Raw genomic sequence first — 12,789 nt, forward strand, 5'->3', positions numbered from 1 at the left:
CGTGCCTCGCTACCGTTGAACTAAACTCTGGCACTGATTATGTGTTAGCGGTCCTCAACTCCAGAGCCGCCAATGTCGCTCACTAAAGTTAGTCGAATGTTCAGAACCCTGGCGTTTTCCATCGTCATCATTGCCGCGTTGTACCTGGCGCTGTGTGCGGCGTTGTTCGTGTTTCAGCGAGCCTTGATCTACTTCCCGCAACCCAGTGTCATCGCAACACCCGCTTCGCTGCTGACGCTGACGGTTGAGGACGCGCAGGTGCAGGTTTCAGTCAGGCCGCATGACGGCCCGAACGCGCTGATCTACTTCGGCGGCAATGCCGAGGATGTATCTGGCAATCTGGCCGCGTTTTCGCAGGCGTTTCCCGAACATGCGCTGTACTTGATGCACTACCGAGGGTACGGCGGCAGTACCGGCTCGCCGTCCGAAGAGGCGATTGCGCGCGATGCCCTGACCTTGTTTGACACGGTCTACAACCACCATCCGACTATTGCAGTGGTCGGTCGCAGCCTGGGCTCGGGCGTTGCCGTGCGCCTGGCCAGCCAACGCCCCGCCCAGCGCCTGATCCTGATCACGCCTTACAACAGCCTGGAAAGCCTCGCCAAACAGCGCTTCCCGTTGTTTCCGGTGAAGTGGCTGTTAAAGGACCGATTCGAATCCTGGCGATACGCGGCGCACATTACGGTGCCGACGTTGTTGATCGCCGCCGGGCATGACGAGGTCATACCGCGTTCGAGCACGCAGCAGCTCTACACCCATTTCACCCCCGGCGTGGCCACGCTGAAGGTGATACCGGACGCTGGTCATAACTCCCTTTCCGACAAACCCGAATACCTCAAGTTACTGGGCGACGGATTATGATCACGAACCCCTTCATAGACGGCATCGATCACGCGGTAACGGAGAGTGATTGGACTCCACACCTGCTTGCTCTTAGCCTGCGCGCGACGCGAAATACCTGAAGGCAGAACTCCATGATCGTCAGACCCAAACCGAACTTATCAATATCCTCAGCGCGATCAAGGGCTCGATTTCCAAACGGATTGCCTTGCGCAGCCTGATGGTCATGCCGCTGGCGTCGGTCATCGTGCTCGTCGAAACGATGCACCCCAGCTACTTTTCCAAAGTCAGCGCGACGCCGTTTACGTTGCTGGGATTGTCACTGTCGATCTTCATGAGCTTTCGCAACAACGCCTGCTACGACCGCTGGTACGAAGGCCGCAAAGCCTGGGGCGACGTGATGGTTGCGATTCGTTCGATGATTCGCGAAACCGCGATCATCAAGGACGCCGACACGCGAAACGCCATCTTGAGTGACTTGTGCGGATTCGCCCATGCGCTCAAAGCCAAGCTGCGCCAGGAAAACGAACGGGCGGCGAGTGGCCGCTGGCTCGACCCGATCCCCAATGACAACGCGCCTGACTTCAGCGGGAGCATTTTGTCGCAGGTCGGGCAGCAGTGTTCGGCGCTCAGCGAGTCGGGGGTGATCAACGAATGGCGCTACACGATCATGGCCAATCATCTGGCCCACCTGATCCAGGCTCAGGCCGCCTGCGAACGGATCAAACACACGCCGCTGCCGTTTGCCTACACGTTGTTGCTGCACCGCACCAGTTACCTTTACTGCTTCCTCCTGCCCTTCGCCATGGCCGAACCCTTGGGCTGGATGACACCGATCTTCACGGCGATTGTGAGCTACACCTTTTTTGGCCTGGACGCGATTGGCGATGACTTGGAGGACCCTTTTGGTCGTGACGAAAACGATCTGCCGCTCGATGCGATCGTGCGCACTATCGAGCGGGAGATCTTGACCGCGACGGGAGAAACCCAACTACCTCCAGTGCTGGCGCCGGTGGACTTTGTGTTGAGGTGGTTTCACACCTGATAAAAGTGCCGATACCATTCCACAAATTGCGCGACTCCGGTTTCAACGGTCACCTGCGGCCGGAAGTCGACCCAGTCCGCCAGCGCCGACACATCGGCCCAGGTCTTGACCACATCGCCCGCTTGCATCGGCAAGTAATTGCGCTGAGTCGGTATGCCCAATGCCGACTCCAGGCATTCGATAAAATCCAGCAGCGCGACCGACTTGCCACGACCGATGTTGAAAATCCGGTTGACGCCCTCGACCTCCTGGCTCGATACCGGCGGCTTTGTCCGCAGCCGGACTATGCCTTCGACGATGTCGTCGACGTAGGTGAAATCGCGCGCCATCTGACCATGGTTGAACACATCAATCGGCCGGCCCTTGAGAATCGCTTCAGTGAACTTGAACAGCGCCATGTCGGGACGCCCCCAAGGCCCGTAGATAGTAAAAAAGCGCAGGCCGGGTACGAAGCCGAGGTGATCTTTCGCACCTCGGACGACAAGGAAATCGTCGCGCACAACTGCGTGTTCCACCGCCTCGCCGCCGCTCACCCGGTGGTGTGCGAACTGGACCTGGCCTTGATCGGTGCATTGGGCGGTGGTGAGGTCGACCATACGGAATGCATGGTTCGGGGCGGGAATGTCTGCCGGTTCAAACTGCGGCCGAATGAGCGTAAGGATGACGAAGGCTGACGCCCCGTGCAGTCCCCTGTAGGAGCTGGCTTGCCGGCGAAAGCGGTGGATCAGTCGATATAAGTGCTGACTGAGATGCCGCTTTCGCTGGCAAGCCAGCTCCTACAGGGGGACGGCTGCGAGCTGGCGCTTTTGGGCACGTAACGCGATGGCCAATGCCAGCACGATCAGCCCTGCTGCAACCGCAAACGTGACCCGCATGCCATTGCCGGCAAACACTGCGCCCATCGCCGAGGCGCCGGTGATCAACCCCAGATTGCGCGACAGGCTGAGCAACCCGGCGATCACACCCCGCTGATCCGCACTGACGCCCGTCATGATCAAGGTGTTGTTGGCCGCCTGAAACAACGCATAACTGGCGGTGATCACCGCGATAGGCGCGATATAGCCGGGAATGCCGAAACCCGCCGGCATGATCGACAACACCCCGGCGCCCACCGCCATGGTGATGAGCCCGAACACGGTCATGCGCTGCGCGCCAAAACGATCAACCAGACGACCGGCCGGAACACCCGCCAGCACCGCCACCAGCGGGCCGACCGACAAGGTCAGCCCCACCAACGCCGCGTTCAGCCCCAGCGTGCCCGAGAGATAAAACGGCCCGACCACCAGCGTCGCCATCATCACCGTCGACACCAACGCGCTCATTGCCAGGCTCGCACTCAGTCCGCGTTCACGCAACAGCGCCAGTCTGATCAAGGGCGATCTGGACGTCGCCTCTACAAACAGGAAAATCCCGGCACCGACACCCGCGACCAGCAGCAAACCCCAATGCCCCAAAGTCATGGCCAGCGCATACGTACCTAGCGTCAGCGCCAACAGCAGCGTCCCCGGAAAATCGAAACCGCCCCGCCGGGCCACCGGCCGATCCGCCGGTAAGCAACGATATGCGAGCACAAAGTTCAGAACGCCCAACGGCACGTTGACCAGAAAAATCGCCTGCCAACCAAAACCGGACATCAACACGCCGCCCAGGGATGGACCCAGCGTGGTGCCCATCGCCGACATCGTTCCGAGCAAGCCCATGGCGCTGCCGGTCTGCGCCTTCGGCACCGTGTCCCCGACAAATGCCACAGTCAGCGCCAACAGGATCGCCGCGCCAAAGCCTTGCACGGCGCGGGCGGCGACCAGCCAGCCCAACGAAGGGGCGAGCCCGCAGGCCAGCGAAGCCAGGGTGAAAATCACGATCCCACTCAACAATAAGCGTTTGCGACCGACCAGGTCTCCGAGTCGTCCGACGCTGACAATCAACGTCGTGATCGCCAGCAGATAAGCCAGGACGATCCACTGCACGTCTTCAAACGCTGCGCCAAAGGCCTGCGCCAATGTCGGCAATCCGGCATTGGCGATGCTGGTGTCGAGGGACGGCATCAACATCGACAGTGAAAGGCTGGCGAGCGTCCAGCGGACCGGGGCGGATTGTGTGAGGGTTTTCATGGGGTGACCGCTTCTGAAAGAGTGGCTTTCAGCGTATGCGCGTGGCTGACAGGGCGGAAGACGCAGCGTTCGCACTTAATACCTGCACGCAACGCCACGTCACCGCACAGTCGTGCTAACGTTCAGCCATGACCACGCCCGATCTGAACCTGCTGATTACCCTCGATGCCCTGCTCGCCGAAGGCAGTGTGGCGCGCGCCGCCCAGCGCTTGCGCCTGAGTCCCTCGGCGATGAGCCGGGCACTGGCGCGTTTGCGTGAAACCACCGGCGATCCGCTACTGGTGCGCGCCGGCCGTGGGCTGGTGCCGACGCCGCGAGCGCTGGAGCTGCGCGAGCAGGTTAGCCAACTGGTCCAGCACGCCGAAGCGGTGTTGCGCCCTGCCGAGCAACTCGACCTCAAACACCTGATTCGCACCTTCACCCTGCGCACCAGCGACGGCTTTGTCGAAAACTTCGGCCCGGCGCTCATTGCTCGCCTCAGCGCGGAAGCACCCGGGGTGCGTTTGCACTTCGTGCAGAAACTCAACAAGGACAGCGCGCTACTGCGTGACGGAACGGTCGATCTGGAAACCGGCGTGGTGGGCGACACCACCAGCCCCGAAGTGCGCACCCGCGTGCTGTTCCAGGATCGCTTTATCGGTGTGGTGCGCGCCGGACATGGGATGAGCGACGGCGAGATCACGCCCGCCCGCTACGCCTCGGGCAGGCATATCCTGGTCTCGCGACGCGGGCGGGACAGCGGGCCGATGGATGACGCCTTGAAAGCATTGGGACTGGAGCGAGACATCGTCACCATCGTTGGCGGTTTTTCTGCCGCGCTGGCACTGGCCCGCGCCTCGGACCTGATCGCGACCGTGCCTGAGCGACATACTCAAAACCTGCGCGCCGGTTTGCACAGCTTCCCCCTGCCAATCCCGACGCCACCGATCACAATCTCCATGCTCTGGCACCCGCGCATGGATGCGGACTCAGCGCATCGGTGGTTGCGCGAATGTGTTCGTGAGGTGTGTGCGCAGGCAAACTGATTTTTGCGGCACCCGGGTCTAGACTTCAATCCTTGCCGATACGGTCTGCTGATGTGAGCAAAAGTCATGAGCGACAAAGACGATCTGCGCAAATACTCGTCCCAAGTCATCGACGGCGTCGAAGCCGCGCCCGCACGCGCCATGCTGCGCGCCGTGGGCTTCACCGATGCCGACTTCAAGAAGCCGCAGATCGGTATCGCGTCCACCTGGGCGATGGTCACGCCGTGCAACATGCACATCGACAAGCTCGCCCTTGAGGCCGAGAAAGGCGCCAACGCGGCCGGCGCCAAAGGCGTCATTTTCAACACCATCACCATTTCCGACGGCATCGCCAACGGCACCGAAGGCATGAAGTACTCGCTGGTGTCGCGCGAGGTGATCGCCGATTCGATTGAGGTGGTGGTCGGCTGCGAAGGCTTTGACGGCCTGGTGACCGTGGGCGGTTGTGACAAGAACATGCCGGGCTGCCTGATCGGCATGGCGCGGCTCAATCGCCCCTCGATTTTTGTGTACGGCGGCACCATCCGTCCGGGAGCCGGCCACACCGACATCATTTCCGTGTTCGAGGCCGTGGGTCAGCATGCGCGGGGGGATATCAGTGAAATCCAGGTCAAACAGATCGAAGAAGTGGCGATACCCGGCCCCGGCTCCTGCGGCGGGATGTACACGGCCAACACCATGGCCTCAGCCATTGAAGCGCTGGGCATGAGCCTGCCCGGTTCCAGTTCCCAGGACGCGGTCGGCAGTGATAAGGCGTCAGACAGTTTCCGCGCCGGTCAGCAGGTCATGGAACTGCTCAAGCTGGACCTCAAGCCACGCGACATCATGACCCGCAAAGCCTTCGAAAACGCGATTCGCGTGGTCATCGCCCTCGCCGGCTCGACCAATGCCGTGCTGCACCTGTTGGCTATGGCGAATGCCGTGGATGTAGAGCTGACGCTGGATGACTTCGTCGAGCTGGGCAAGGTCTCGCCGGTGGTGGCCGACCTGCGCCCCAGCGGCAAGTACATGATGAGCGAACTGGTGGCCATTGGCGGCATCCAGCCGTTGATGAAACGCATGCTCGACGCTGGCATGTTGCATGGTGACGTGCTGACGGTCACCGGCAAGACCCTGGCTGAAAACCTGAAAGACGTGCCCGATTATCCCGAAGGCCAGGACGTGATCCTGCCCTTCGACAAGCCGATCAAAAAGGACTCGCACCTGGTGATCCTGCACGGCAACCTCTCGCCCACCGGCGCCGTGGCCAAGATCACCGGCAAAGAAGGCCTGCGTTTTGAAGGTACGGCCCGGGTTTATCACGGAGAAGAAGGTGCGCTCGCCGGCATCCTCAACGGCGAGGTCAAGGCCGGCGACGTCATCGTGATCCGCTACGAAGGGCCCAAGGGCGGGCCAGGCATGCGCGAAATGCTTTCGCCGACGTCGGCGGTCATGGGCAAGGGGCTGGGCAAGGATGTTGCGTTGATCACTGACGGCCGATTCTCCGGCGGCTCCCATGGTTTTGTCGTGGGGCATATCACGCCGGAAGCCTTTGAAGGCGGGCCGATTGCATTGATTGAAGACGGCGACAAAATCACCATCGACGCCGAAACCCGGCAGATTACGGTGGACGTAACCGATGCGGTTTTGGCCGAGCGCAAGAGCCGCTGGGTGCGGCCGGAATCCAAATACAAGCGCGGAGTGTTGGCGAAGTATGCGAAGACGGTGTCCAGTGCGTCGGAAGGTGCTGTAACGGATAAATACCTTTAAGACCCAATCGCTATTAGACCGACTATCCGAAGCAAGCCCGGATTTGTATGGACGACTAGAATTTATAGGGGGATCACTTCAACGCGCCTTTTGCAGGGCAGGAGGTTTACGATGAAAATCGTATCTTCGCTGGCGTTGATGGTAGCGGCAGGGTCCATCTCCGTGGCTGTATCAGCCCAACAGCAGATCGACGCCGTTCCCTTGAACGCAACGACTTACAATGCCGGGCATATCGCTCAGGCTGTTCTAACCCCCATGAACAGTAATGAAACGGAGCTCTCATTGTTCGTGGGTGGTGTACCCGATGGCACTTTGGTTCCAGCGCACTTGTACACCTATATCTACTCGGGAAGCTGTGCCAAGCATGAGCCGAAACCGGCTTATTCACTCAACAGAGTCATTACCAACAACTTCAACGAAACAGAGGGAATCCATCTCCAGAAAACTGTTCCTGTGCCTTACGACACACTGCGTTCCGGCCATTACTCGCTGGTGGTGCGTGATAGTCCGGCCGATGGCAATCACGAAATTTTCTGCGGTGAACTGACCTGAGAAGCTCTCCCCCGCTTCCACGCAAAAGCGTGGGAGCGGGAAGGTGCTCAAATCCGTCAGAGCCGAAACCGATCCACCGACTGCGACAGCTTGCCCGCCAGACTCGACAGTTCATCGGTCGTCGACGCGGTCCGTCCGATCACCTTGCTGTTGCCTTCCGACATCCCGGCAATCATGTCCACCTGATGGGCGATTTCGTTACTGGCCAGGCTTTGCTCGCCGATGGTGCGGGTAATGTCGTTGACCAGTTGCGTGGTGTTGAGCGTGGCGTCGAGGATTTGACGAATCGCACGCTCGACGTCGGCGGTCACAGCCATGCCTTTATCGACCTGTGCCACGCCGGCCTCCATGCTGGTCACCGCCTCGCGGGTGCTTTGCTGGATGCGCGCGACCATACTGGCAATTTCCTGGGTGGAGGCGCTGGTGCGGCCAGCGAGGCTGCGCACTTCATCGGCGACCACGGCAAAGCCACGGCCCTGTTCGCCGGCACGGGCGGCTTCGATAGCGGCGTTCAACGCGAGCAGATTGGTCTGGTCGGCGATGCCCTTTATCACCTGAATGATGTTGAAAATCCCTTCGGACTCCTTGTCCAGCGTACGGATCACCTGAGCCGACTGCTGCGCGGAACGGGCAATGCCGTCCATGTCCTGAACGACCTGATGGATCACCCGGCCGCCATCCTTGGCCAGTGACTCGGCTTGATTGGCCATGTCCAGTGCACGTTCAGCGTGGCGGGTGATTTCCTCGATGCTCGCGGTCATTTCACTGGCGGCAGCGGCCATGGTGCTGGCGGCGGCGCTTTGCTGCTGGCTGCTGTCGGCGACCTGGTGGCAACCGCTGCTCAATTGATCGCTCATGCCGCTCACACCGTGAGCGTTGCTGCGCACCACCTCGATCATGCCGCGCAAATCGCGCTGCATGGTCGCCAGGCTGCGGATCAATGCGCTGGCTTCGTCTTGTTGCGTCGGTTCGGCAATCGGTTCGCTCAAATTGCCATGGGCGATGCTTTGGGCAATCCGGCTGGCGGTCTGCAATGGCCCGATGATGCTCAGCGTCACCCAGCGCCCCTGAACGAGCAGCAACACCAGGCTGGCGACCAGCACGATGCCGAGGGTGAAGTTGGCGCTCTGGATGGCTTGCGCAGTGCCTTGGCTGGTCTGCTGCGTGTTGGTTTCGATCAACTCGCTGAGGGCCGCCATCTGGTCTTCCAGTTGGCTGAACACGGTATTGAAGGTGCCCAGTTCTTTTTGAGCCGCTTCCGGATTTTCCAGCGCCAGGCCGACAATGCGCTCGGCCGCGCTGATGTAGGTGTCGAGGCTCGGTTTGACCTTGTTCAGCCCGGTTTTGATGGTGTCGTTGACCGGCAGCTTGAGGTTTTCGCCCAGTACTTCGCGAAAATGCTGCGCATGCTCCTCGATGGAACTGTGCACCTCGGCTTTGCTGCTGGTGCTTTTGCCCAGGCCCACCAACATCGCCGACAGCACATCGGCGCGCAGGGCGTCGTGCATCATGTCGGCTTCGAGGTGATTGCGCAGCGCGGTCATGCTGACCTCGTTCTCATTCACCGCTTCAGCCATCTGCGTATTTCCCACGTAACTGACCAGGCTTACGATCAGCGCGGTGAGCACACTGGTGCCAATCAGCAAGAGTAAACGGAGTTTTATCGACACGGTGAAGCCCTCTGTTGTCACGTCGGCATTATGAAAACGCTATCGACTGCAGCCGGCACATGTTTAACGCCAGACCGGGGCTTTTAGCAATTTGCGACATGCGGTAGGCAAAGCCGCTCTTTTTGCACCTCGCCCTCCTGAACCTAGCGGGCAAACCCCAGTCTTACTCCCGCCGTGAATTCCCATTACCACCCTCCTCTTATCAGAGCTGTCCGCCTCATGCACCCGACCGTCCTCGCCTTGCGCTGCGCCTCGCTGTGTTGCTTGCCTGTACTTGCTCTATCCGCCGCCCCCGCTCATGCCAATGGCGAACGCCAACTGGTAGCGGCGATCAACGACTATCGTGCCCACCCGCAACGTTGCGAGAGACGCCCGGCCCAGCGTCTGGCACCGCTGGCGCTGAACTCCAGCCTGGCGCTGCCGATTGGCTATGGCGGCGGTTTGCGCGAACGGCTGAAAGATTCCGGCTATTCAGCGGTGGCGGTACGCAGCATTCGCGTGGTCGGCGCACAGGATGCCGATGACGCCTTCGATAGGTTGCAGGACGATTACTGCGGGGCGTTGCTGGACGGCCAATACGCCGACATTGGCGTCAGTCGCGCCAAGACCGAATGGCAAGTGGTGCTGGCGCGGCCGGTGCTCGACAGTCAGATCGGCAATTCGCGAGCCGTCAGCAAAGCATTGTTGGCGCAGGTCAACGCAGCGAGGTCGAAACCGCGGATGTGTGGCGGCCAGCGCTTCGCCGCCGCGCGACCACTTGGCTGGAGCCCCGCTCTTGGCGCTGCCGCACAAGGGCACAGCAAGGCCATGGCCTACGGTGATTACTTCGCGCACCAGGACCCCGACGGTGATATGCCAGCGGATCGAGCGAGGGCCGCCGGTTTTCGCGGAAGGCAAATCGGCGAAAACATCGCCGCCGGGCAGAGTTCACCGAGCAAGGCCATGGCAGGATGGCTGACCAGCCCCGGGCATTGTGCGAATTTGATGAACCCGATGTTTACCCAGGTAGGCGCAGGTTATGCGGCGGATGCGCGCAGTGATAGAGGCGTGTATTGGACGATGGTGTTTGGGGCGCAATGACCGTGGTAAGCCTGCGGCTTTTTAGCTTGAAAGGAACATCACCCACCCTCTGACAAAGGCACCGGCAACTTACGGCAGTGACTCGAACGTCTGGTTGCCGGCCGCCTCAATCTCGAAGGCCTCAGTAAAAGCTTTTGCCTATGAGCGCCGAATACTCCACCTATTAGCTGACTTGCGGATAGGCGTCTAACCTTATCCCTGCGCTGGCGTCAGCCGGCCGGTTTTGAGCTGATAAGGAGACAGGAATTGAGTCAGAAACATGACTAAGCCTGCCGTGGGCCACCGTGATTGCACCTCGTTTTCTGCTGTACCGATTTCCGTGTGATCAAAACAATCAGTGAATCGAACTGCTGGCCCAGCAGCCTGTGTCATTGCTTTCGCTCGTCGCTATTCCAGAACCCACAAAGGGCCGAATAGCCCGGATGAACACGACCAAAGGTAGCTTGCACATGGCAAATGAATCGAAATGCCCGTTTAACCACGCCGCTGGCGGTGGCACGACGAACCGCGATTGGTGGCCGAACCAACTGAATCTGAAAATCCTGCACCAGCACTCGTCCCTGTCCGATCCCCTGGACGAGGGTTTCAACTACACCGAAGCCTACAAAAAACTGGACTTTGCAGCGGTCAAACGAGACCTCACGGCGCTGATGACCGATTCGCAAGAATGGTGGCCAGCGGACTTTGGTCATTATGGGCCGCTGTTCATTCGCATGGCCTGGCACGCCGCAGGCACCTACCGCACCGGTGACGGTCGGGGGGGGGCTGGCTCCGGTCAACAACGCTTTGCACCGCTCAACAGTTGGCCGGATAACGTCAGCCTCGACAAGGCGCGCCGGCTGCTCTGGCCGATCAAGCAAAAATATGGCCGCAACATTTCCTGGGCTGACCTGATCGTGCTCACCGGCAACGTTGCACTGGAGTCGATGGACTTCAAGACCTTTGGCTTCTCTGGTGGTCGTGCGGATGTATGGGAGCCGGACGAAGACGTGTACTGGGGCTCCGAAAACAAATGGCTGGGCGGCGACACCCGCTACGGCAAAGAAAACGAGCCCATGCAAGAGCCCGGCGAAGGTCCGCTGGTGGCTGAGCCAGGGGAAAACGAGGAAAGCCGCACCGAGCAGGGCCGCAATCTGGAAAACCCACTCGCTGCCGTGCAAATGGGTCTGATCTACGTCAACCCCGAAGGCCCTGAAGGCAATCCGGATCCCGTGGCTTCAGCCAAGGACATCCGTGAAACCTTCGGTCGCATGGCAATGAACGATGAAGAAACCGTGGCCCTGATCGCGGGCGGTCACGCGTTCGGTAAAACCCACGGCGCCGGACCTGCCGACAATGTCGGTGCCGAGCCCGAAGCCGCCGGTCTTGAACAGCAAGGCTTTGGCTGGAAGAACAACTTTGGCACCGGCAAAGGCGCGGACACCATCACCAGCGGCCTGGAAGTGACCTGGACCACCACGCCGACAAAATGGAGCAACAACTACCTGGAAAACCTGTTCGGATTCGAGTGGGAACTGAGCAAAAGCCCGGCAGGGGCGCATCAGTGGGTCGCCAAAAACGGCGCCGGTGCCGGCACCATTCCGGACGCACACGACCCGTCCAAACGGCGTAATCCCACCATGCTGACTTCGGACCTGGCCCTGCGCTTCGACCCGATCTATGAGCCGATTTCGCGACGCTTCCTGGCCAATCCCGATCAGTTGGCCGACGCCTTCGCCCGCGCCTGGTTCAAGCTGATCCATCGCGACATGGGCCCCCTCTCCCGCTACCTCGGCCCGGAATTGCCGAACGAAGAACTGCTGTGGCAAGACCCCATCCCAGCGGTGGATCATGCCTTGGTCGACGACAGTGACGTCGCCGCACTCAAGGGCAAACTCCTCGCCTCCGGCCTGTCGGTCTCGCAGCTGGTATCGACGGCTTGGGCAGCCGCTTCCACCTTCCGCGGCTCCGACAAACGCGGTGGCGCCAACGGCGGACGCCTGCGTCTGGCCCCACAGAAATTCTGGCAAGCCAACCAGCCCGAACAACTGGCGAACGTACTGGCGAAACTCGAAAGCATCCAGAGCGAGTTCAACAGCGGCGGCAAAAAAATTTCGCTCGCGGACCTAATCGTGCTGGCCGGTAATGCGGGTGTCGAACAAGCGGCAAAAAATGCCGGCCAAACCGTTGCAGTGCCGTTCACGCCAGGGCGGACGGACGCGTCGCAAGAGCAAACGGACGTGGATTCCTTCGGCTTCCTCGAACCGATTGCCGATGGCTTCCGCAACTACCTGAAAACCCGCTACCGCGTATCGGCCGAGCACCTGCTGATCGACAAGGCGCAACAACTGACGCTCACCGCGCCCGAAATGACCGCGTTGATCGGCGGCCTGCGCGTGCTCAACACCAACGTCGGACAAACCCGGCATGGCGTCTTCACCCAACAACCGGAAGCGCTGACCAACGACTTCTTCACCCACCTGCTCGACATGGGCGTGGAATGGAAACCCACCTCCGAAGCTGCTGAAGCGTTTGAAGGACGTGATCGCAAAACCGGCGAAGTGAAGTGGACCGGGACGCGTGTGGACCTGGTCTTTGGTTCGCATGCGCAGTTACGGGCGCTGGCTGAGGTTTATGCGAGCAGTGATGCGAAGGAGAAGTTTGTTAAAGACTTCGTGGCGGCATGGACCAAGGTGATGAACCTGGATCGGTTTGATGTGAAGTGAGGCTTTGAATGG

General features: G+C 60.4%; 8 protein-coding genes and 4 pseudogenes. 8 read left to right on the forward strand and 4 right to left on the reverse strand.

What is annotated here, in order from left to right; genetic code table 11:
• Nucleotides 1-72 precede the first annotated feature (72 nt).
• Nucleotides 73-861, forward strand: a complete 789-nt coding sequence (locus ACA048_RS17105; RefSeq protein WP_497625481.1) for an alpha/beta hydrolase — start codon at nt 73-75, stop codon at nt 859-861.
• A 113-nt stretch (nt 862-974) separates the two neighbouring features.
• A pseudogene (locus ACA048_RS17110) lies at nt 975-1,885 on the forward strand (bestrophin family protein).
• Here ACA048_RS17110 and ACA048_RS17115 read toward each other — a convergent pair.
• Nucleotides 1,876-2,328 (reverse strand): annotated as a pseudogene (locus ACA048_RS17115) (NAD-dependent epimerase/dehydratase family protein); the annotation flags it as partial. The pseudogenes ACA048_RS17110 and ACA048_RS17115 sit on opposite strands and share 10 nt — an antisense overlap.
• Here ACA048_RS17115 and ACA048_RS17120 point away from each other — a divergent pair.
• A pseudogene (locus tag ACA048_RS17120) lies at nt 2,323-2,559 on the forward strand (helix-turn-helix transcriptional regulator); the annotation flags it as partial. The pseudogenes ACA048_RS17115 and ACA048_RS17120 overlap by 6 nt on opposite strands.
• Nucleotides 2,560-2,661: 102 nt before the next feature.
• Here ACA048_RS17120 and ACA048_RS17125 read toward each other — a convergent pair.
• Nucleotides 2,662-3,996, reverse strand: a complete 1,335-nt coding sequence (locus tag ACA048_RS17125) for an MFS transporter (protein ID WP_497625482.1) — start codon at nt 3,994-3,996, stop codon at nt 2,662-2,664.
• Between the two features lie 128 nt (nt 3,997-4,124).
• On the opposite strand from ACA048_RS17125, the gene ACA048_RS17130 reads away from it, so the two are divergent.
• The 3 genes from ACA048_RS17130 (at nt 4,125) to ACA048_RS17140 (ending at nt 7,322) form a co-directional block, all read left to right on the forward strand.
• Nucleotides 4,125-5,021: a LysR family transcriptional regulator gene (locus ACA048_RS17130; RefSeq protein WP_497625483.1), complete on the forward strand. Its 897-nt coding sequence runs from the start codon at nt 4,125-4,127 to the stop codon at nt 5,019-5,021.
• 66 nt (nt 5,022-5,087) lie between these two features.
• Nucleotides 5,088-6,770 (forward strand): dihydroxy-acid dehydratase, encoded by a 1,683-nt coding sequence (gene ilvD / locus ACA048_RS17135; protein ID WP_497625484.1) that lies wholly within the window; start codon nt 5,088-5,090, stop codon nt 6,768-6,770.
• A 111-nt stretch (nt 6,771-6,881) separates the two neighbouring features.
• Complete coding sequence (locus ACA048_RS17140) at nt 6,882-7,322, forward strand: hypothetical protein (protein WP_497625485.1); 441 nt, start codon at nt 6,882-6,884, stop codon at nt 7,320-7,322.
• A gap of 56 nt (nt 7,323-7,378) precedes the next feature.
• On the opposite strand, the gene ACA048_RS17145 is transcribed toward ACA048_RS17140, so the two are convergent.
• Both ACA048_RS17145 and ACA048_RS17150 read right to left on the reverse strand, forming a co-directional pair.
• A complete protein-coding gene (locus tag ACA048_RS17145) occupies nt 7,379-8,242 on the reverse strand; it encodes a methyl-accepting chemotaxis protein (protein ID WP_411741825.1) in 864 nt (287 codons plus the stop codon).
• Nucleotides 8,237-9,013: pseudogene (locus ACA048_RS17150) on the reverse strand (MCP four helix bundle domain-containing protein); the annotation flags it as partial. The gene ACA048_RS17145 and the pseudogene ACA048_RS17150, both read right to left, overlap by 6 nt.
• A gap of 198 nt (nt 9,014-9,211) precedes the next feature.
• On the opposite strand from ACA048_RS17150, the gene ACA048_RS17155 reads away from it, so the two are divergent.
• Together ACA048_RS17155 and katG are read left to right on the forward strand one after the other, a co-directional pair.
• Nucleotides 9,212-10,072 carry a CAP domain-containing protein gene (locus ACA048_RS17155; RefSeq protein ID WP_497625486.1) on the forward strand — a complete coding sequence of 287 codons (861 nt, stop codon included), beginning with the start codon at nt 9,212-9,214 and terminating at the stop codon, nt 10,070-10,072.
• Nucleotides 10,073-10,521: 449 nt separating this feature from the next.
• Complete coding sequence (katG, locus tag ACA048_RS17160) at nt 10,522-12,777, forward strand: catalase/peroxidase HPI (protein ID WP_497625487.1); 2,256 nt, start codon at nt 10,522-10,524, stop codon at nt 12,775-12,777.
• Nucleotides 12,778-12,789 lie beyond the last annotated feature (12 nt).

It is taken from the genome of Pseudomonas sp. LBUM1659, assembly GCF_059716045.1.

Excerpts from the sequence above, each read along its gene's own strand:
- ACA048_RS17105 (WP_497625481.1), top strand. The coding sequence starts at position 73 with ATGTCGCTCACTAAAGTTAGTCGAATGTTCAGAACCCTGGCGTTTTCC.
- ACA048_RS17125 (WP_497625482.1), bottom strand. The coding sequence starts at position 3,996 with ATGAAAACCCTCACACAATCCGCCCCGGTCCGCTGGACGCTCGCCAGC.
- ACA048_RS17130 (WP_497625483.1), top strand. The coding sequence starts at position 4,125 with ATGACCACGCCCGATCTGAACCTGCTGATTACCCTCGATGCCCTGCTC.
- ilvD (WP_497625484.1), top strand. The coding sequence starts at position 5,088 with ATGAGCGACAAAGACGATCTGCGCAAATACTCGTCCCAAGTCATCGAC.
- ACA048_RS17140 (WP_497625485.1), top strand. The coding sequence starts at position 6,882 with ATGAAAATCGTATCTTCGCTGGCGTTGATGGTAGCGGCAGGGTCCATC.
- ACA048_RS17145 (WP_411741825.1), bottom strand. The coding sequence starts at position 8,242 with ATGCAGCGCGATTTGCGCGGCATGATCGAGGTGGTGCGCAGCAACGCT.
- ACA048_RS17155 (WP_497625486.1), top strand. The coding sequence starts at position 9,212 with ATGCACCCGACCGTCCTCGCCTTGCGCTGCGCCTCGCTGTGTTGCTTG.
- katG (WP_497625487.1), top strand. The coding sequence starts at position 10,522 with ATGGCAAATGAATCGAAATGCCCGTTTAACCACGCCGCTGGCGGTGGC.